Source organism: Streptomyces sp. NPDC058964, assembly GCF_042741275.1.
Lineage (GTDB): Bacteria > Actinomycetota > Actinomycetes > Streptomycetales > Streptomycetaceae > Streptomyces.
Window position 1 is genome coordinate 1 of sequence record NZ_JBHYKH010000946.1, and the last position, 1553, is coordinate 1553.

Below are 1553 nucleotides of genomic sequence, written 5' to 3' on the forward strand. Positions count from 1 at the left end.
GATAAGACCAACACACCCGATGATCAGCAGCGTACTGCCTAAATCTCTCTACACCGACGAGCGCGGCTCCTGGACGGTGACCGTCTCGCCCTCCTCGCCCCGCTGGCTGGCGTGGATGACGTCGCCCTCCGGCTGGGTGCCGACCTCGATCGGCGGCCGGCCGGGCAGGCGGATCACCGCGTACTGGTCCTTGGCGACCTGGTCGCGCAGTATCTCGGCGTCGACGTTCTCCGAGCCGAGGATCCGGCTGTCGACGATGCTGGCCAGCCGCACCGCCTCCGAATCCACCCGCTCCTGCGCGCTGTTGCTGATCGTGCGGGTCTCGACGATGACGAGGGAGAGGCCGAAGACAGCGATCACCACGAGCACGACGGCGAGGGTGGACTGGATGAGACGACGACGCACGGGGCCCTCCGGGCAGTGGCTTTACGACGACCAGTGTGCCTTGGGCATCTGGGCCGCCCGCTCGGTACAGCGCCCCGAGGAGTGGTCGGTCCACCCCGGCGGCAGCACTCAGCTCTTCTCGAAGCGGAAGCCCACCCCGCGCACGGTCGCGATGTACCGAGGGTTGGCCGCGTCGTCGCCGAGCTTCTTCCGCAGCCACGAGATGTGCATGTCCAGCGTCTTGGTCGACGACCACCACGTGGTGTCCCAGACCTCGCGCATCAGCTGGTCGCGCGTGACGACCCGGCCCGCGTCCCGCACGAGGACCCGCAGGAGGTCGAACTCCTTCGCGGTGAGCTGGAGTTCCTCGTCGCCCATCCACGCGCGGTGCGACTCGACGTCGATGCGCACACCGTGCGTCGCCGGCGGCTGCTGCGGCTCGGCGGCACCGCGCCGGAGCAGGGCCCGGACACGGGCGAGCAGTTCGGCGAGCCGGAAGGGCTTGGTGACGTAGTCGTCGGCGCCCGCGTCGAGACCGACGACGGTGTCGACCTCGTCGGCGCGCGCGGTCAGGATGAGGATGGGCACGGTGTGGCCCTCGGCACGCAGCCGACGGGCGACCTCCAGGCCGTCCATGCCGGGCAGACCCAGGTCCAGTACGACCAGGTCGACGCCGCCCTGCATTCCGGCGTCGAGCGCGGTGGGTCCGTCCTCGCGCACCTCGACCTCGTAACCTTCCCGGCGCAGGGCACGGGCCAGCGGCTCCGAGATGGACGCGTCGTCCTCGGCGAGCAGTACACGGGTCATGAGGTGATGGTAGTCCGCCCGCGCGCGGTGCTGGGGTGTGATCGGTTCGAGGGATTCTTACCTTGGGGCACAGTGGTACGAACCTATGGCCGATAGGTGAGATCGTAGGAGAGACCTTCGAAACCGGGTGCGAGGTTCCTCCGACACCTGTGATCCGCGTCTCAAGTCCTTCCATATCCGGCACTGTCCTGACGTAAAGTGACTTGGAACGCCTGTAGTACACCGGGGACCTTTGGCGGTCACTTGACGCTGAAGGTCTCTTTTGTGTGCGGGCCGGCTCTCCGCCGGCCTTGAAAGGAATGACCTCTGGCCGGGCTCCGGACGCACCGACGCGTCACGGGGCGTGGATCACGGTGGTCGCC

Annotated in this window: 1 protein-coding gene and 1 pseudogene; both read right to left on the reverse strand. The window is 68.1% G+C overall.

Annotated features, from left to right (window positions below; genetic code table 11):
• Positions 1-51 precede the first annotated feature (51 nt).
• A pseudogene (locus tag ACFW2E_RS46645) lies at positions 52-405 on the reverse strand (two-component sensor histidine kinase); the annotation flags it as partial.
• A gap of 108 nt (positions 406-513) precedes the next feature.
• On the reverse strand, positions 514-1191 hold the full coding sequence (locus ACFW2E_RS46650; RefSeq protein WP_018566970.1) for a response regulator transcription factor: 678 nt from the start codon (positions 1189-1191) through the stop codon (positions 514-516).
• Positions 1192-1553 lie beyond the last annotated feature (362 nt).